This window comes from Dactylosporangium thailandense (genome assembly GCF_059739745.1).
In genome coordinates this window covers 12,229,159-12,246,250 of record NZ_AP029195.1, presented here as the reverse complement: position 1 = coordinate 12,246,250, position 17,092 = coordinate 12,229,159, and the positions used below count along the sequence as shown (strand labels likewise).

Annotated in this window: 19 protein-coding genes and 1 riboswitch; of the genes, 1 reads left to right on the top strand and 18 read right to left on the bottom strand. The window is 72.4% G+C overall.

Features of this window, described 5'->3' with window-relative positions:
- Positions 1-5 precede the first annotated feature (5 nt).
- The 13 genes from AC6JBM_RS55240 to AC6JBM_RS55180 form a co-directional block, all read right to left on the bottom strand.
- Positions 6-803 carry a glycosyltransferase family 2 protein gene (locus tag AC6JBM_RS55240; RefSeq protein ID WP_497981415.1) on the bottom strand — a complete coding sequence of 266 codons (798 nt, stop codon included), beginning with the start codon at positions 801-803 and terminating at the stop codon, positions 6-8.
- A complete protein-coding gene (locus AC6JBM_RS55235) occupies positions 800-2,011 on the bottom strand; it encodes a nucleotide sugar dehydrogenase (RefSeq protein WP_497981414.1) in 1,212 nt (403 codons plus the stop codon). Before AC6JBM_RS55235 ends, AC6JBM_RS55240 begins: the two co-directional genes overlap by 4 nt.
- Positions 2,012-2,193: 182 nt before the next feature.
- The gene (pheT, locus tag AC6JBM_RS55230) at positions 2,194-4,683 is read right to left on the bottom strand and encodes a phenylalanine--tRNA ligase subunit beta (RefSeq protein ID WP_497981413.1); all 2,490 of its coding nucleotides are present in this window, start codon (positions 4,681-4,683) and stop codon (positions 2,194-2,196) included.
- Between the two features lies 1 nt (position 4,684).
- A complete protein-coding gene (pheS, locus tag AC6JBM_RS55225; RefSeq protein ID WP_497981412.1) occupies positions 4,685-5,809 on the bottom strand; it encodes a phenylalanine--tRNA ligase subunit alpha in 1,125 nt (374 codons plus the stop codon).
- A gap of 130 nt (positions 5,810-5,939) precedes the next feature.
- Positions 5,940-6,698 carry a TrmH family RNA methyltransferase gene (locus AC6JBM_RS55220; protein WP_350612546.1) on the bottom strand — a complete coding sequence of 253 codons (759 nt, stop codon included), beginning with the start codon at positions 6,696-6,698 and terminating at the stop codon, positions 5,940-5,942.
- A 22-nt stretch (positions 6,699-6,720) separates the two neighbouring features.
- A complete protein-coding gene (gene rplT / locus AC6JBM_RS55215; RefSeq protein WP_223095878.1) occupies positions 6,721-7,083 on the bottom strand; it encodes a 50S ribosomal protein L20 in 363 nt (120 codons plus the stop codon).
- An 89-nt stretch (positions 7,084-7,172) separates the two neighbouring features.
- On the bottom strand, positions 7,173-7,367 hold the full coding sequence (rpmI, locus tag AC6JBM_RS55210) for a 50S ribosomal protein L35 (RefSeq protein ID WP_350612823.1): 195 nt from the start codon (positions 7,365-7,367) through the stop codon (positions 7,173-7,175).
- 193 nt (positions 7,368-7,560) lie between these two features.
- Positions 7,561-8,181, bottom strand: coding sequence for a translation initiation factor IF-3 (gene infC, locus AC6JBM_RS55205; RefSeq protein WP_350612825.1), 621 nt, complete (start codon positions 8,179-8,181; stop codon positions 7,561-7,563).
- Positions 8,182-8,417: 236 nt separating this feature from the next.
- Positions 8,418-8,891, bottom strand: a complete 474-nt coding sequence (locus AC6JBM_RS55200) for a PH domain-containing protein (protein ID WP_350612547.1) — start codon at positions 8,889-8,891, stop codon at positions 8,418-8,420.
- Positions 8,892-8,906: 15 nt separating this feature from the next.
- On the bottom strand, positions 8,907-9,758 hold the full coding sequence (gene hisG, locus AC6JBM_RS55195; protein ID WP_350612548.1) for an ATP phosphoribosyltransferase: 852 nt from the start codon (positions 9,756-9,758) through the stop codon (positions 8,907-8,909).
- Between the two features lie 77 nt (positions 9,759-9,835).
- Positions 9,836-10,099, bottom strand: coding sequence for a phosphoribosyl-ATP diphosphatase (locus AC6JBM_RS55190; protein ID WP_380139083.1), 264 nt, complete (start codon positions 10,097-10,099; stop codon positions 9,836-9,838).
- 88 nt (positions 10,100-10,187) lie between these two features.
- Positions 10,188-11,201 (bottom strand): GerMN domain-containing protein, encoded by a 1,014-nt coding sequence (locus tag AC6JBM_RS55185; RefSeq protein WP_497981411.1) that lies wholly within the window; start codon positions 11,199-11,201, stop codon positions 10,188-10,190.
- Positions 11,198-11,761, bottom strand: coding sequence for a SigE family RNA polymerase sigma factor (locus AC6JBM_RS55180; protein ID WP_497981410.1), 564 nt, complete (start codon positions 11,759-11,761; stop codon positions 11,198-11,200). The genes AC6JBM_RS55185 and AC6JBM_RS55180 overlap by 4 nt, the downstream gene beginning before the upstream one ends.
- 107 nt (positions 11,762-11,868) lie before the next feature.
- On the opposite strand from AC6JBM_RS55180, the gene AC6JBM_RS55175 reads away from it, so the two are divergent.
- A complete protein-coding gene (locus AC6JBM_RS55175) occupies positions 11,869-12,357 on the top strand; it encodes a hypothetical protein (RefSeq protein ID WP_497981409.1) in 489 nt (162 codons plus the stop codon).
- A gap of 63 nt (positions 12,358-12,420) precedes the next feature.
- Here AC6JBM_RS55175 and ribH read toward each other — a convergent pair whose 3' ends face one another.
- From ribH to AC6JBM_RS55150, 5 genes are all read right to left on the bottom strand, one after another.
- Complete coding sequence (ribH, locus tag AC6JBM_RS55170; RefSeq protein WP_497981408.1) at positions 12,421-12,897, bottom strand: 6,7-dimethyl-8-ribityllumazine synthase; 477 nt, start codon at positions 12,895-12,897, stop codon at positions 12,421-12,423.
- On the bottom strand, positions 12,897-14,141 hold the full coding sequence (locus AC6JBM_RS55165; RefSeq protein WP_497981407.1) for a bifunctional 3,4-dihydroxy-2-butanone-4-phosphate synthase/GTP cyclohydrolase II: 1,245 nt from the start codon (positions 14,139-14,141) through the stop codon (positions 12,897-12,899). The genes ribH and AC6JBM_RS55165 overlap by 1 nt, the downstream gene beginning before the upstream one ends.
- The gene (locus tag AC6JBM_RS55160; protein ID WP_433078169.1) at positions 14,138-14,737 is read right to left on the bottom strand and encodes a riboflavin synthase; all 600 of its coding nucleotides are present in this window, start codon (positions 14,735-14,737) and stop codon (positions 14,138-14,140) included. Before AC6JBM_RS55160 ends, AC6JBM_RS55165 begins: the two co-directional genes overlap by 4 nt.
- Positions 14,738-14,740: 3 nt before the next feature.
- The gene (ribD, locus tag AC6JBM_RS55155; RefSeq protein ID WP_497981406.1) at positions 14,741-15,769 is read right to left on the bottom strand and encodes a bifunctional diaminohydroxyphosphoribosylaminopyrimidine deaminase/5-amino-6-(5-phosphoribosylamino)uracil reductase RibD; all 1,029 of its coding nucleotides are present in this window, start codon (positions 15,767-15,769) and stop codon (positions 14,741-14,743) included.
- 123 nt (positions 15,770-15,892) lie between these two features.
- Positions 15,893-16,041: riboswitch (FMN riboswitch) on the bottom strand.
- A gap of 83 nt (positions 16,042-16,124) precedes the next feature.
- Complete coding sequence (locus tag AC6JBM_RS55150) at positions 16,125-17,078, bottom strand: GGDEF domain-containing response regulator (protein ID WP_497981405.1); 954 nt, start codon at positions 17,076-17,078, stop codon at positions 16,125-16,127.
- Between the last annotated feature and the right edge of the window lie 14 nt (positions 17,079-17,092).

The window sequence follows — 17,092 nt, the reverse complement described above, 5'->3', positions numbered from 1 at the left end:
TCCTTCTAGCTCTGGATTGCGGACGAGCTCTCGCGGGCGGCCTGCGCGTCGTCGCGCGCGGCCGTGGAAGCCGGGCGCGTGGCCAGCTTCTCCATCGTCAGTCTGGGTCCGAAGGCGAACCAGTACCACTTCAGGTAGCTCGGCATGAAGCGCCCGACGTCGAAGCGGGACTCGCCGAGCTGCCGGTCGAGCCAGATCGTCGGGATCTCCGCGACGGGCAGCCCGAGCCGGGTCGCCTTCGCGGTGAGCTCGATGCCGATCTCGAAGCCGGTCTTGGACTCGATGCCGACCTTGCGCACGAACTCGGTCGAATACGCCTTGAAGCTGTTCGTCGCGTCCTTGGTGCCCACGCGCGCGAACCAGTGCAGGGTGCGCCCGGCGTTGCGGGACAGGAACCGCTTGAACCGCGGCCCGCCGACCTGCTGCCCGCCCGGCATGTACCGCGAGGCGGCCGCGACCACGACCCCGCGGTCCACGAGCCGCGCGAGGTCCTCGATCTGGCGCGGGTCGTCGGATCCGTCGGCCATGGTGACCACGGCCACGGGCGCGCTGGCCACGTCGATGCCGAAGCGGATCGCGTTGGCCGGCCCGCGGCCGTAGGTGTTGAGCACCGGCCGCACCCGCGGGTCGCGCTCGTGGAACTCCTGCGCGAAGGGCACCGTCGTGTCCTCGGGCATGTCGTGCACCACGAGGATCTCCGCCGGCATCATCACCTCGCGGAGGATGCGCTCCAGGCAGCGGACGATCGCCTCGCCCTCGTTGTAGACCGGGATGACCACAGTGACCTGTGGTGCCAAGCTCATATACGCACGCCCTTGTTCGTCACGCCCCACATGTCCGCAACCGGGATTTCGGTCTGCAGGTCACGGTACTCCGGGTGAGGAGCGGCGATGATGAGGAGGTCCGCGCGGGTCAGCACCTCGTCGAGGGGCACGAACCGGTCGTCCTTCACGTAGGGGTCGGTGCAGAGGGTCTCCTTCGCCCGCAGCATCACGACCTTGCGCAGCTTGTAGGCCAGCGACTCGCGGATGTCGTCGCTGCCGCCCTTGAACGCCATGCCGAGGATGCCGACGGTCATCTCCGACAGGTCGAAGCGCTCCTGCAGCTTCGACACCACGTAGAGCGGCAGGCCCTCGTTGATGAGCATCGCGCTGTGGCCGAGCACGAAGTTGTTGTTGTTGAACGCCGCCAGCTGCATCGTGTCCTTGAGCAGGCACGGGCCGGCCGCGAAGCCGGCGCCGGGCATGTCCTGGGCGCGCGGGTACTGGAAGCGGATCGCGTGCCGGATGCGCTCGAAGTCCAGGCCGAAGTCGTTGGACATCATCCAGAACTGGTTGGCCGCGGCGAACTTGATGTAGCGCCACGTGTTCGTGAAGAGCTTGGCGAGCTCCGCCTCCTCCGGCTCCAGGACCACGATCTGGTTGGCCAGGTTGCGGAAGAGCTTCTCGGCCCGCTCGGTCGCCTCGGGCGTGCGGGCGGCGACGATCTGGGGCAGCTCGAACAGCTCGGTCATCGCCTTGCCCTCGGCGATGCGCTCGGGGCAGAACGCGACGTCGGCGTCGACGCCCAGCTTCTTGACGAGCTTCTCGGTGAGCGCCGTCACGCCGGGGTGCACGGTGCTGCGCAGCACGATGAGCTGGCCGTCGCGCAGGTATTCCGCGCAGCGCTCGATCGCCTTCGGCACGGCCGCGATGTTCGGGTTGAGGTGCTCGTCGACCGGCGTGCCCACGATCACCACGAGGTGCTCGGCGGTGGCCACGGTGCTCGGGTCGGTGCTCGCCGTGAGACGGCCGTCGGCGACCGCCTGGGCCAGCGGCTCCGCGGCGCCCTCCTCGTCGAAGGGGAGGCGTCCGCCGTTGACCACGGCGACCGCGGCCTCGTTGATGTCATACAGGGTCACCCGCAGGCCGCGGGAGGCGAGCGCGATGCCGAGCGGAAGCCCCACCCGGCCGCAGCCGCCGATCACCACGACGTCGGTGGTGAACCCCGCCGATGCACTGACGTCTGACACGCACTGCCCCTTCAGGACGGAATGGTCACCGATAGATGAGCGCCGCGAGGTGCGCTAGGCGCCGTGACCGTACCATCTTCGGCCGCCACCGGCCTGATCGCGCAGGTCACGCAGAGTTCGATGATAGCCAACAGTGACGGCGGCCACATCCAGGGGAAATGGCCGCCGTCATCAATGGGTTGTCACGCTCCGCGCAGGACTGCTCCGAAACGGTCGGCCGCGACGGCCACGGCGGCGTCGCGCGCGGCGAGGGCCTCCTCGCCGGTGAGCGTGCGGTCCGGCGCGCGGAAGGTCAGCTTGTAGGCCAGGGACTTGCGGCCCTCGCCCAGCTGCGCCCCCGCGTACACGTCGAAGAGCCGCACCGACTCCAGCAGCGGGCCCGCGCCCTCGGCCAGGGCCGCCTCGACCTCGGCCGCCGCGGTGTCCGCACCGACCACGACGGCCACGTCGATCAGCGCCGTCGGGAACGTCGAGAGCCGGGGCGCGATCCACACGCCCGGGATCGGCAGCGCGTCGAGGTCGATCTCCATGGCGACGGTCCGCCGCGGCAGGTCGAGGTCCGCGCAGACCGCCGGGTGCAGCTCGCCCGCGTGCCCGACGACGGTGTCGCCGACGAGCAGCGCCGCGCAGCGCCCCGGGTGCCACGGCGCCTCGGCCGCGGCCCGCACGGTCAGCTCGACGCCGGCCGCGGCGGCCGCGACCTTCGCCGACTCGACCGCGTCGGCCCAGTCCGCCGCCCGGCCCCCGCCCCACCAGCCGGCCGGGTCGGACTCGCCGGCGATGACGGTCGCCACGTGCCACGGCTGGCGCGGCAGCAGCGCCTCGACGGCCGCGAACTCCTCGGCGCTCGGCGGCCCGTCGACGCCGTGGGCGGGGAAGACCGCGAGCGGACCCTCGGGCAGGAAGACCGGCCCGATCTCGAACAGCGCGACGTCGCGCAAGCCCCGGCCGAGGTTGCGGCGCAGGGCGGCCAGCAGCGGCGGGAGCAGCGTGGTGCGCAGCCCGGGCTCCTCGTCGGAGAGCGGGTTGCGCAGCAGCAGGGCGTTGCGCCGCTCGTCGCCGGCCGGGATGCGCATCGCGTCGAGGGCCGCCTCGCCGACGAACGGCCAGCACAGCGACTCCACGTAGCCGGCGTCGGCCAGCGCCCGCCCGACCGTGCGCCGGCGCCGCTGGGTCGCGGTGAGCCCGCGCCCGGGCGGCGCGATCGGCAGGACGCTCGGGATGCGGTCGTACCCGTCGAGGCGCAGCACCTCCTCGGCGAGATCGGCCGGGTCGTTGAGGTCGTGCCGCCAGGTCGGCGGGGTGACGGTGAGCAGGTCGCCGTCCGCGACCACCTGGGTGCCGATCATCGCGAGGATCTCCAGCACCCGCTCCGGCGTGTAGTCGACGCCGGCCAGCTGCGAGGGGCGCTGGACGGTCATCGTGACCGGCTCCGGCGGGACGACCGCGTAGACGTCGGTGACGCCGGCGGAGACGGTGCCGCCGCCGTACTCGGCCAGCAGCGCCGCCGCCCGGGCGCAGGCCGCCGCGGTGATCTGCGGGTCGACGCCGCGCTCGTAGCGCTTGCCGGCCTCGCTGGGCAGCTTGTGCCGGCGGATGGTGCGGGCGACCGAGCGCGGGTCCCAGTGCGCGGCCTCGAAGAGCACGTCGACCGTGCCCGGCGAGACCTCGGTGGTCGTGCCGCCCATGACGGCGGCGAGCGAGACCACGCCGGTGCCGTCGGCGATGACGATGTCCTCGGGGTCGAGCACGCGGTTCACGCCGTCGAGCGTGGTCAGCTTCTCCCCCGCCTGCGCGCGCCGCACGACGAGCGCCCCGGTGAGCCGGCCGAGGTCCCAGGCGTGCATCGGCTGGCCCATCTCGATCATCACGTAGTTGGTGATGTCGACCGGCAGCGAGATCGAGCGGATGCCGGCCGTGGCCAGGCGCGCCTTGATCCACTGCGGGGTGACCGCGGCCGGGTCGACGCCGCGCACGGCCACCGCGGTGAACCGGTCGCAGGCCACGCTGTCGAGGACCTCGATCGGGTACGCCTCGCTGCCGTCGCCCTCCAGCGGTACGACGGCCGCGACCGGGTCGCGGTAGGCGCCGCCGAGGGAGTGCGACAGCTCGCGGGCGATGCCGCGGACGGAGAAGCAGTACCCGCGGTCCGGGGTGATGTTGATCTCGACCACGACGTCGTCGAGCCCGACGATCGGCCGGGCCTCGTCCCCGGGCTTCACGGTGTTTGTTCCATCGGGTCCAGGGGCGAGCACGATGATCCCGTCGTGGTCGTCGCTGACCCCGAGCTCCTGGCCGGAGCAGATCATGCCGTTGGAGACGTGGCCGTAGGTCTTGCGGGCGGCGATCTTGAATCCGCCGGGGAGCTCGGCGCCGGGCAGCGCGACGACGACCAGGTCGCCCTCGGCGAAGTTGCGGGCGCCGCAGATGATGCCCTGGGGCTGCTCGTTGCCGACGTCGACGAGGCAGTAGCGGATCGGCTTCTTGAGCCCGGTGAGCTCCTCGATGCTCTCGACCCGGCCCACCACCAGCGGCCCGGTGACGCTCGCGGCCGCGTCGGTCAGCTCCTCGACCTCCAGGCCGACCTTGACCAGGGCCTTCTCCAGCCCGTCGCCGTCGAGGTCGGCCGGCAGGTCGACGTGCTCGCGCAGCCAGGAAAGCGAAACGCGCACCTCAGGCCTCCCATCCGAACGCCCGCGCGTACCGCACGTCGCCCTCCACCATGTCCCGCATGTCGGCGGCCTCGTTGCGGAACATCAGCGCCCGCTCGATGCCCATGCCGAACGCGAAGCCGGAATACTCCTCCGGGTCGATCCCGCAGGCGCGCAGCACCCGCGGGTTCACCATGCCGCAGCCACCCCACTCGACCCAGCGGGGGCCGTCGCGGTGCTGCGGGAACCACAGGTCGATCTCGGCGCCCGGCTCGACGAACGGGAAGTACGACGGGCGCAGCCGCGTGCGGGCCTGGTCGCCGAAGAGGCCCTTGACGAAGTTGTCGAGGGTGCCCTTGAGGTGGCCCATCGTGATGCCCTTGTCCACGACCAGGCCCTCGACCTGGTGGAAGACCGGGGTGTGGGTCGCGTCGAGCTCGTCCGTGCGGTAGGTGCGGCCCGGGCAGACGATGTAGATGGGCGGCTTGCGGCTGGTCATCGTGCGCGCCTGCACCGGCGAGGTGTGGGTGCGCAGCACGACCCGCGAGTCCTCCGCGCTCCCGCCGCCGGCCGGCTGCGTCTGCGCCTGTGACGTTGCGCGCGGCGCGCCGGCCTGCACGAAGAACGTGTCCATCATCGAGCGCGCCGGGTGGTCCGGGTGCATGTTGAGGGCGTCGAAGTTGTACCACTCCCACTCGACCTCGGGCCCCTCGGCGACCTCGTAGCCCATGCTCACGAACAGGTCGCCGACCCGCTCCATGATCTTGGTCAGCGGGTGCTGGGCGCCGGCCGGGCGGCGGGCGGTCGGCAGCGTGACGTCCACGGCCTCCTCGACCAGGACCCGCTCCTCGCGCTCGGCGGTGAGCACCGCGAGCCGGGCGTCGAACGCGCCCTGGACGGCGACGCGGGCCAGGTTGACGCGCTTGCCGGCGTCGGCCTTGGCGGCCGGGGGCAGCGAGCCGATCTCGCGGCGGGCCAGCGAGACCGGGGCGCGGTCGCCCAGGTGCTGGTGCTTGAGGGCGGCGAGGGCGTCGAGATCGCCCGCTTCGGCGAACGCCTTGTCGGCCGCGGCGACCGCGTCGTCGAGCGCGCCCTGGTCGAGCAGCGCGGCCTGTTTCGGATCGTACGGATCATTGCGGTACGTCATCGGACTCTTCCCACGGGAGATTGGCCTCGGACAGTGTAGTGAGGGGTCCGCCCGCCGGTCGTGGGAAGGTGTCAGGAGGTCGTGCGTCCCGTCCGCCCACCGTCTCCGGCGGGCCGCATAAACAGGGACATCACCGCACACTCCTCATCGCTTTCGCGGAAGAGTACAAGCATACCGCCGCGGCCGCCGCCAGATTCAGGCTCTCCGCGCCGCCGTAGAGGGGCACCCGCACCCGCCGGTCGGCCTCGAGGTCCTTGGGCAGGCCGTGTGCCTCGGAGCCGAAGAGCCAGGCGGTGGGCCGGTCGAGGGTGTCGAGGTCGAACAGGTCGGCGTCGCCGTAGCCGTCGGCCGCGAGGACCTGGACGCCGGCCGCGCGCAGGGCGGCGACAGTGGCGGCGGTGTCGCGGGCACGGACCACGTCGACGTGGAAGAGGCTGCCGGCGCTCGAGCGCACGGCCTTGCCGTTGTAGGGGTCGACGGAGTCGCCGGCGAAGACGACGGCCCGGGCTCCGGCCGCGTCGGCGGTGCGCAGGACGGTGCCGGCGTTGCCGGGGTCGCGGATGTCGACGCACACGGCCACGAGCCGCGGGCGGGCGGCGAGGGCGGCGTCGAGCGGGACGTCCCGCTGCCGGCAGACGGCGACGAGGCCCTGGGGCTGCACGGTGTCGGCGAGCGCCGCCAGTGCGGCGTCATCGACCAACGAGGCGGTCCACTCCGGGTAGCGGGCGGCGGCCTCGGCGGTCGCGAAGAGCTCGGTCACCACGCCGGCTCTGATCGCCTCGCGGACGGCCTGGGGGCCCTCGGCGAGGAAGCGGCCGGTCTCGTCGCGGTCCCGGCGGCGGTGCAGGCGCCGGGCAGCGACGACCCGGGGCGTCCGAACGGTGAACACCCCGGGTCGCGACCGATCGTCGTCAGGCGGCGGCAACGGCCGTCTTCGCCACCTGGACCAGGCCGGTGAACGCCTTCTCGTCGCTCACGGCGAGCTCGGCGAGGATCTTGCGGTCCACCTCGACACCGGCGAGGCGCAGGCCCTGGATCAGGCGGTTGTACGTCATGCCGTTCGCACGGGCCGCGGCGTTGATCCGGGTGATCCACAGCTGGCGGAAGTCACCCTTGCGGTCGCGACGGTCGCGGTAGGCGTACTGCATCGAGTGCAGCACCTGCTCCTTGGCCTTGCGGTACAGCCGCGAGCGCTGCCCGCGGTAGCCGCTGGCGGTCTCCAGGACGGTGCGGCGCTTCTTCTGGGCGTTGACTGCCCGCTTCACGCGTGCCACGGTTCGTTACTCCTCAGGCGAGACCGGCCCGGGCGACGCCCGTGCAACCGGTCGAAAGGTCGAGAAAAGGTCGGGGGGAGAAGCGGCGGTTATCGCCCGAGGAGCTTGTTGACCCGGCGGGTCTCGGAGGCGCCGAGCTCGACGTTGCCGCTCAGGCGACGGGTGCGCTTGCTGGGCTTGACCTCGAGGAGGTGCCGCTTGCCCGCCGGCTCGCTGAGGATCTTGCCGCGACCGGTGATCTTCACGCGCTTCTTCATCCCGGAGTGCGGTTTGAACTTCGGCATGGTGATGTTGCCCTTCATTAGCTCCGGCGCGCAGCCGGGCATTCCGCATGGTGCGGACCCGCCCGCACGACGCGGTGGTGGACATGCTGGTACGACGCCCCGGGCCGCTGGTCGCGGCCCGGGCGTTATGGCACCCCCGGGATCTCTGGTGCGATCCGGGGTGCCGGGGCGGCCTGGTGTCAGGCCGTTCGGATCAAGCCTGGTCGGCGGTGACCGGCTCGGGCAGGTCGGCGACAGTCTCGCCTTCCGCACCCGGGGTGCCGTCCGCCTTGCCCTCGCGACGCTCGGTCGCGGCGGCCTTCACGTTGCGGTGCGGTGCCAAGACCATGATCATGTTGCGGCCGTCCTGCTTCGGCGCGGCCTCGACGAAGCCCAGCTCCGAGATCTCCTCCGAGAGCTTGCGCAGCAGCCGGAAACCAAGCTCCGGGCGGCTCTGCTCGCGGCCACGGAACATGATCGTTACCTTGACCTTGTCGCCCGCCTTCAGGAACCGCACCACGTGACCCTTTTTGGTCTCGTAGTCGTGCGGATCGATCTTCGGGCGGAGCTTCATCTCCTTGATGACGGTCTGCTGCTGGTTACGCCGGGCTTCCCGGGCCTTGAGCGCGCTCTCGTACTTGAACTTGCCGAAGTCCATGAGCTTGCAGACGGGCGGGCGTGCCATGGGCGCAACTTCGACCAGGTCCAGGTCCACGTCGGCGGCCAGCTGGAGTGCGCGCTCGAGCGGGACGATGCCCACCTGCTCACCCTCCGGGCCGACCAGCCGGACCTCACGTGCCCGGATCTGCTCGTTGACGCGTGGCTCGACGCTGATGTGGCCTCCTCGATAGGTGCTTCAACTCATGCGGTCGACGCATCCGCCACGCAAGCCCGTTGGGCGTAGCAACGCCAAAAACCCCCGCCGCGCATGCGCAGGCGAGGGCCGTTCGACCACCGCGGCCGATTGGCCGCTGCGGTCGGACCGGACCCGGCCGCCAGATCAGCTGCACGGGTGGAGGCCGAGGCCCCGCTTCGAACACCCCGGTTGGGACGGGATGCGGTCGACGCCGACTACTCTACCACGGATGTTGTCAAGCTCGCCGAGTGCAGTGCCCGCAGGCGCCGGGCGGCCTTGACCGCGTAGTCCTTGTCGGCCATCTGCACCGCCATGACCGCCACCCGCTCGTCGTCGTGCAGGTCGAGGGTGAGCCAGGGGGCGCCGCGGCCGAAGGTCACCCCGCGGACGGTGTCCCAGGGCAGGTCGTAGCCGCCGATGATGTTGCGCACCCGCACCCCGTGCTCGTCGGCCTCGACGCGGGGGCGGGTCATGAGCAGGATGGCGGCGGCCGCGCACAGGCCGAGGCCGATCATCGCGGCCTGGTCGCCGCGCTGGAAATAGCCGGGCCCGTCGCCGGTCTTGCCGTGCAGGCCGAACGCGATGAGCGTGAAGACGACGGCGACGACGAGCGCCAGGACATAGGCGATGATCCGCGCCCGCTGCGGACGGGCGACGAGTGGGGCCGTGCTCTGCTCGCTGCTGCTCACGGCCCCAGTCTGCCACTACAGCCGGCAGGCGTGGATTCCGGTCACCAGGATGGCGCGGGCGCCGACCTCGTAGAGCTCGTCCATGATCCGGTGCACCTCGGCCTGGGGCACCATCGCCTGCACGGCGACCCAGCCCTCGCGGTGCAGCGGGGAGATGGTGGGCGACTCGATGCCCGGGGTGAGCGCGACGGCCGCGTCGAGCGAGTCGGCCCGCACGTCGTAGGCGAGCATCACGTACTGCCGGGCGACGAGGACGCCCTGGAGGCGGCGCAGCAGCTGCGGTACACCCGCCGGAAGCTCCTCCCCCGCGCGCCGGATGAGCAGCGCCGAGGACTTGAGGATCGGCTCCCCGAGCGTCTCCAGGCCGGCCTGGCGCAGCGTCCGGCCCGTCTCGACCACGTCGGCGATGACGTCGGCGACGCCGAGGCGGATGGCGTTCTCCACGGCGCCGTCGAGCCGGATGACCTCGGCCCGCACGCCGTGCTCGGCGAAGTAGCGCTCCATCACGCCGGGGTAGGCGGTGGCGACCCGCAGGCCCTCGAGGTCGGACGGGGCGGAGCCCTTCACCGAGCCGGGGACGGCGGCGAAGCGGAACGTGGCGCGGGCGAAGTTGAGGTCGAGCACCTCGACCGCCGGGCTGCCCGCGTCGATGAGCAGGTCGCGGCCGGTGATGCCGAGGTCGAGGTCGCCCGAGCCGACGTAGGTGGCGATGTCGCGCGGGCGGAGGTAGAAGAACTCGACGCCGTTGGCGTCGTCGCGGCAGAGCAGGTCCTTGGGGTCGGAGCGCTGGCGGTAGCCGGCCTCCTGGAGCATCTGCGTGGCGGGGCCGGCGAGGGTGCCCTTGTTGGGCACGGCGATGCGAAGCATGGGCTGGTCTCCAGACGGGTGGGTCGGCACGACGGGCAGGCGCAGGCCGGGAACCGGCCTATAGGTGCAGAACCGGCCTACAGATGTCGGTACACGTCCTCCAGCGACAACCCCGTCGCCAGCATCAGGCACTGCACCTGGTAGAGCAGCTGCGACAGCTCCTCGGCAGTGCGCTCCCGGCCCTCGTGCTCGGCCGCCATCCAGCTCTCGGCGGCCTCCTCGACGACCTTCTTGCCGATGAAATGCACGCCCTTCTCCAGCGCCGCCACGGTGCCGGATCCCGGGGTGCCGGCCGCCGCCTTGGCGCTCAGCTCGGCGAACAGCTCGTCGAAGGTCTTCACGGGCAGGGATTCTCGCAGGCCTGGGGCCGGAAACGGAATCCGGTTACTGACAGGCGTGTCGCCGGTCACCCCACGGGCTCCGAGCCGGTCAAGCCACGGAGAAGGCGTGGTCGTCCACCCACTGCACGCTGCCGTCCTGCTGCGAATACACGAACGCCTCGACGGTGTGCGGCCCCGAGGGCAGCGTCACGGGCACCCGCGCCTCCCCCAGCGACGGCGCCCCGGCGCTGAGCTGCACGACCCGTTCGAAGACGACCGTGCCGGCGGCGTCGCGGACGCGCAGGTTGACGGTGCCCTCGGGGACCACCCCGGCGAGGTACGCCGTGAAGCTCTTGCCCACCACCGCCCCCTGGTCGGGCTCGATGACCCAGACCGGTGCCTGCAGGTCGGCCAGGGTGCCCTGCCGCAGCGGCCCGCTCGTGTCGACGACACCCCACAGGCGGGCCACGGGCGCGCCGTCGACGAGCACCCGGACCCCGTCGGCGTGGCGCATCGAGGTGTAGGTCGCCGCGGCCAGCACGGTGTAGACCAGCTGCTGGGCCGCGAGCTTCGGCTCCGCCGGGGCCGGGCCGACGCCGCCGAGGTCGACGGTGACCACGCCCCCGTCGATCGTGACCCCGTGCACCTGGACGGTCGCCGGCCACAGGCTCTTGTAGTCGGGATCCTTCGCCTTGCCCCGCAGGGAAAGCTCGACGGCGGCCCGGATGCGGCCGCGGTCGTCGCCCGGGGTGGCCGGCAGGAACTCCCGGTAGAGGCGGCCGTTGCGGGTGAAGTAGGCCGGCAGGGCGAACGTCGCCGGCGCGGCCCCGGACGGCTCCGGCGCGCTGGGCCGGGTGTCGACCACGGCCGGCGACCCGGACGCGGGCCCCGCGGGCGGCAGGGTGCGGTGCTCGCCGCGGCCGGCCTCGACCGCCACGACGCCGAGCGCGATCGCGGCCGCGACGGCGGCGGCCGCGACGGCCGGCACCCATCCGCCGCGGTGCCAGGCGCGGGCGGTGCGCCGCCGGATGCGCGGGAGGGCGTCCGGCGACGGCTCGACCTCGGCGGCCCGGGCCCGCAGCGCCTCCCGGAGCCGGTCCTCCGCCGACTGCCCCGGCCTCATCGGGCCTTCTCCAGGCTCTCGCGCAGGGCGGCCATGCCCCGGGAGGCGTGGCTCTTGACGGCGCCGCGGCTGACCCCCATGGCGTCGGCGATCTCGGCCTCGGACAGCTCGCCGTAGTAGCGCAGCACGATCGCCTCGCGCTGGCGGGTGGGCAGCCTGCGTACCGCCTCCAGCACCTCCCGGTGCGCCAGCAGGCTCAGCGCGCCCGTCTCGGCGCTGGCCACGACCTGCGGGCCGTCCGGGCCGCGGGCGACGTGCCGCTCGGCGACGCCCCGCCTGCGCAGCGCCGAGCGCGCCCCGTTGACCACGCTGGTGCGCAGGTACGCCAGCGCCTTGTCCGCGTCCCGCAGGCGCCACCAGCGGCGGTGCAGCGCGACGTACGCGTCCTGGACCACGTCCTCCGCGACCCCCTCGTCGTGCAGGAGCAGCACCGCGAGGCGCACGAGCCCGCGGTAGTGGGCGGCGAACAGCGCCGCGATCGCGTCGTCGGCGCTCCACCCGCGCGCGGTCTCCTCGGGCACCGCGCCGCGCACGGGATCGCCCGGGGTCGCCACCTCCACCGGCCTACGGTCCCACGCCGCCGCCGCGGCCTCCGCCATCACACCCAGACGACGCGCGAGTCCGCCCATCGGTTTACCGGGCTGATCACCTGGTTACCCTGTGCCTCGTGGATACGGAGCCGAAGTACACCGACGAAGAGTGGGGCCTGCTCGTCGGCCTCCCCCAGTCCGTCCTGATCGCCGCGTCCCAGGCCGAGCACGACGGGGCCCGGCGCACGCGCGAGGAGTGGGCGGCGGGCATGACCGCCATCGCCGACGGGCGCGGCTCGTCCAGCGAGCTCGTGAAGAGCGTCGCCGCCGAGGTGGTCAGCCGCCAGGGCGACATCACCGACGGCGACGAGCCCCCGGTGATCGAGTTCCCCGACCGCGACGCGGGGCTGGCCGACGTGATCTCGCGGGCCGGCGCGGCCCACGAGCTGCTGGCGGCCAAGGCCGAGCACGCCGACGCCGAGGCCTACCGCTACTGGGTGGTCACCGTCGCCGACGTGGTCGTGGGCGCGGCGAGCTCCGGCGGCGTGCTGGGCATCGGCGGCGAGCAGGTCACCGCGGCCGAGCGCACCTTCCGCGACGAGCTGGCCGCGGCCCTCGAGGTCTGACGTGCGGGTGGGAGGCCGCGGCGCCTCCCACCGCCCACCACGTCACGACTCGGCGGCGAGCCTTCAGGACTTGGCGACGAGCCGCAGCGCCACCGCCGCGTCCAGGGCGGCCAGCGCGGCCGCGTAGCCCTTGTCCTCCGAGGAGTCGGCGAACCCGGCCCGGGCCCGCGCCTGCTCGTAGCTGTCGACCGTGAGCACCCCGTGGGCGACCGGCGTCGAGCAGTCCAGGGCGACCCGGGTGAGCCCGTCGGTCACGGACTGGCAGACGTACTCGAAGTGCGCCGTGTCCCCCCGGATGACCACGCCGAGCGCGACGACCGCGTCGAAGCGGTGCGCCAGCCCCTGCGCGAGCACGGGCAGCTCCACCGCGCCGTCGACCCGGGCCACCGTGATGTGGTCCACGTTGGAGGCCTCCCCGGCCTCGATCGCCCGGTTCAGCATGTGGTCGACGAGCTCGCCGTGCCACCGCGTGGCCACGATGCCGAGCGTCAGTCCCGTGCCGTCCACCCGTTGCAGGACGGGTGCCCCACTCCCAGCCATTACGCAAGTCCCTCCGCGACCTCGTCGAGCTCGTCCAGCAGGTGCCCCATGCGGTCCCGCTTGGTACGCAGGTAGCGCACGTTCTCGGGGTGCGGCCGGGTCGGCAGGGGCACACGACCCAGTACGGACAGACCGTACCCTTCCAGCCCCGCCCGCTTCGCGGGATTGTTCGTGAGCAGCCGCATCGTTTTGATGCCGAGCTCGACCAGGATCTGCGCGCCGGTGCCGTACTCGCGCGCGTCGGCGGGCAGCCCGAGGTCCAGGTTGGCGTCGAGCGTGTCGCGGCCGAGGTCCTGCAGCTGGTACGCCTGCAGCTTGTGCATGAGCCCGATGCCCCGGCCCTCGTGCCCGCGCATGTAGAGCACGACACCGCGCCCCTCCGCCGCGACCATCTTCAAGGACGCCTCCAGCTGGGGGCCGCAGTCGCAGCGCACCGAGCTGAACACGTCGCCGGTCAGGCACTCCGAGTGCACCCGCACGAGCACGTCCTCGCCGTCGCCGAGGTCGCCGTAGACGAGGGCGATGTGCTCGCCGTTGCCGTACTTCTGGGTGTACCCGACCGCCCGGAACACCCCGTGCTCGGTCGGCAGCCGGGTCTCGGCGACGCGCTCGATCTGCTCCTCGGTGTGGCGGCGGTGCGCGATGAGGTCGGCGATGCTGATCAGCGCCAGGTCGTGCTCCACGGCGAACTTGCGCAGGTCGGGCAGGCGCATCATGGTGCCGTCGTCGTTGACCATCTCGCACAGCACGCCGGCGGGGCGCAGCCCGGCCATGGTGGCCAGGTCCACGGCCGCCTCGGTGTGCCCGGCCCGGCGCAGCACGCCGCCGTCCTTGGCCCGCAGCGGCACGATGTGCCCGGGCCGGGACAGGTCGTGCGGCTGGGTGTCGGCCGACGAGAGCAGCTTGATGGTGCGGGCGCGGTCGGCGGCGGAGATGCCGGTGGTGCCGCCGAAGCGGGCGTCGACCGTCACGGTGTAGGCGGTGCCGCGGCGGTCCTGGTTGGTGCGGTACATCGGCGGAAGGTCGAGCCGGTCGGCCTCGGCCTCGGTGATCGGCACGCAGATGTAGCCGGACGTGTAGCGGACCATGAACGCGACCAGCTCCGGCGTGGCGAACTCGGCCGCGAAGATCAGGTCGCCCTCGTTCTCGCGGTCCTCGTCGTCCACCACGATCACCGGGCGCCCGGCCGCGATGTCCTTGACCGCACGCTCGATCGGGTCGAGGTCCGTAACAGGTTCGCTCATGACTGTGCGGCCTTCCCGAGCAGCTTCTCCACGTACTTCGCCATGATGTCGACCTCCAGGTTGACCCGCTCGCCGACGCCCTTGGCGCCGAGCGTGGTGAGCTTGAGCGTGGTCGGGATGAGCCCGACCGAGAACGTGTCGTCCGTGACGGCCATGACGGTCAGCGAGATCCCGTCGACGGTGATGGAGCCCTTCTCCACCACATAGCGCCCGAGCCCCTCGGGCAGCGCGAACGTCACCGTCTCCCACTGGTCGCCGGCCTCGCGCGACAGGATCTGCCCGACCCCGTCGACGTGGCCCTGCACGATGTGGCCGCCGAGCCGGGTGGCGACGGTCGCGGCGCGCTCGAGGTTCACGGCGGAGCCCGGCCGCAGCGCGCCGAGGGTCGAGCGCCGCAGCGACTCCCCCATCACGTCGGCGGTGAACACGCCGTCGGCGTTGTCCACGACCGTGAGACAGACCCCGTTGACCGAGATCGAGTCGCCGTGGGCGGCGTCGGAGGTGACGGTCGCCCCGCGGATCGCCAGCCGGGCAGAATCGCCCAGCTCGTCGATCGCGACGACCGTCCCGAGCTCTTCGATGATGCCGGTGAACACTGCTCACGCACCTTTCACTGTTGCCGTCAGGCGCACGTCGGGCCCGATCCTGGCAAGGTCGACAACGTCGAGCGTCAATGCCTCGGCGATGCTGGAGATTCCCGCGAAGCCCAGGGCCGCGGGGCCGGCCCCGAGCAGCTTGGGCGCGAGGTAGGCGACGACCCGGTCCACGAGACCGGCCGCCAGGAACGCCCCCGCGAGCGTCGGGCCGCCCTCGAGCAGCGCCACCCGCACCCCGCGCGCGTACAGCTCGCGCAGCATGGCCGGGAGGTCCCCGCCCCGGGCCACCCAGGTCGCGGCCGCGCGGTCCATGACCCGGAAGCCGCCGCGCTCGAGCTCGGCGCCGCGCTCGCCCGTGACCACCACCCGCAGCGGCTGGCGCTCGGCGAGCACGCCCTCGGGCGAACGCACCGTGAGCTGGGGATCGTCGGCCAGCACGGTGCCGATGCCGGCGATGATGGCGTCGACCCCGGCCCGCAGCCGGTGCACGTCCGCCCGGGCGTCCGGGGACGTGATCCACTTGCTCGTCCCGTCGGCGGCGGCGGAGCGGCCGTCGAGCGTGGCCGCGAACTTCCAGATCACGTAAGGAGTGCCGCGGGTCACGGCGGTGAGCCAGCCCTCCATGGCGTCGTGGGCGGACTCGTGCAGTACCGAACCCACTTCCACAGCGACCCCGGCGGACCGCAGCGTCTCGGCCCCGCCCGCCGCCACCGGGTTGGGGTCCGCGACCCCGACCACGACCCGGGCCACCCCGGCCGCGACGAGCGCGCGCGAGCACGGCCCGGTCCGGCCGGTGTGGTCGCACGGCTCGAGGGTGACGTAGGCGGTGGCCCCGCGGGCCCGCCCGCCCGCCGCCAGCAGCGCCCTGACCTCGGCGTGCGGGCCGCCGGCGGGGGCCGTTCGCCCCTCGCCCACGATCTGCCCGTCCGGCGCGACGAGCACGCAGCCGACGTTCGGGTTGGGGCTGGTCTCGCCGAGGCTCAGGCGCGCCAGCTCGATGGCGCGTCGCATGAACGTCTCGTCGTCTGCCATGGCCCTCTCCCGCGTGGTCTGTGATCACACGCGGGGGGACGCCGATGACACCCCCGGAACAGCTGCGCCGGGGAGCGCGCGGCGACCCACCGGAACCGCCCGCAGTGGGCGACACCGGATCCCGCGCGCTGAACTCCCATCCGGACTATGACCGTCGGCCCTGGACTCACACCAGGTCCACCGGCCGATGGCTTCGACCGGGTCGCGGGCTTCCGCCCCGTTCAGGGGCGGTTACCGCCGGTTCGGAATTTCACCGAGCCCCGCCAGCGCGTGGTGGGTACGTACCCTGAGTCTGACACACAACCCCCGGTCCTTACCGGCCCGGTTCCGGGATATGTGTCACAACTTGATCGCCTCAGCTGAGGTCGACGACGCTGCGCCGGTCGACGGCCACGTAGTTGCCGTTGTGCTTCTTGGCCACCTTCTTCATCTCGGTGGCGATGGCGATGACCTCGCGCGGATCCGTGAACTTCCCGCTCTCGGGCGTCGCGACGGCCACCCCGATCGACAGCGTGACGAGGTTCGGGTGCTGCACCTCGCCGGTGCGGGAGACGACCTCGATGTAGCCGCGCTCGGCGTCCACCGGGTCGTACAGCGTGTCGGAGACGGCCTGGAACGCCAGGATCGCGTTCGTGGTCAGGCCCTTGAGCTGCTCCGGGGTGCAGACGATGAGGAAGTCGTCGCCGCCGATGTGGCCCAGGAACGCCGGCGGCAGCCCGACGTCGACCACGGCCCGGTGCAGCGCGCGGGCGAGCGCGATGATGAACTCGTCGCCGCGCTGGAAGCCGTAGACGTCGTTGACCGGCTTGAACCGGTCGATGTCCACGTGTGAGACGGCGAAGTCGGTGCCGGCCCGGGCCCGGTCGGTGATCTCACGCAGGATGCGGGTGTTGCCGGGCAGGCCGGTCAGCGGCGACACCTCCCGGTTCTCCTGGTTGCGCCGCAGCGTCGAGCGCACCCGGGCGACCAGCTCCATGGTGTCGAACGGCTTGACCAGGTAGTCGTCGGCGCCGGCCTGCAGCCCGATCACCTTGTCGGCGGTCTGCCCGCGCGCGGTCAGCAGGATCACCGGCATCGAGGCGGTCATCGGGTCGGCCCGCAGCCGCCGGGTCAGCTCGAGCCCGTCCAGCTGCGGCATCATCCAGTCGACCACGGCCAGCGCGGGCTTGTGCTCCTGGATCATGTTGAGCGCGGTGGCCCCGTCGTTGGCCATCATCACCTCGAAACCCTCGAGGTCGAGGTTCACCTTGATGAACCGGGCGATGTCGACGTCGTCGTCGACCACGAGGATCAGGTCGCGTTCGCCCACCTTTGTCCCGTCTG